Genomic DNA, 327 nt, shown 5'->3' with positions numbered 1-327 from the left:
ATGACCGGTTTTGTACCCGCGTGGATTGCCGGCGCCGGCTTTGGGGTGTTTGTGATCCTGCTGCTTTCCGGCCTGCCGTCCGTTCGCAGGCTGGTCACCCGAAAACCTTCCTATCTTGATCTGATCATCAAGCGACGGCGGTTGCTCGACGATGCCCGCAAGCATATTGCGCACCTCGAAGGTGGCGACGGCCTGCTCTGGCAGTGTGCGCACATGGTGGAATTCACCACCGCCTTGCGAGCGATGAGGTTCAGCGAGCTGCTGACGTTATCCGAGCGCCGGGTGCTGGCAAAGCATCTGTCCCGCAGGGAGCATATCCGGCTTTAT

General features: G+C 60.2%; 1 pseudogene. It reads left to right on the top strand.

Going from position 1 to position 327, the window contains the following annotated elements:
- Positions 1-327 (top strand): annotated as a pseudogene (locus E5Q11_RS17420) (hypothetical protein); the annotation flags it as partial.

The sequence above is a fragment of the Marinobacter confluentis genome, from assembly GCF_004785685.1.
Taxonomy (GTDB): domain Bacteria; phylum Pseudomonadota; class Gammaproteobacteria; order Pseudomonadales; family Oleiphilaceae; genus Marinobacter; species Marinobacter confluentis.
Note: the sequence above shows the minus strand (reverse complement) of the source record. Positions and strands in the feature narration are given on the sequence as shown.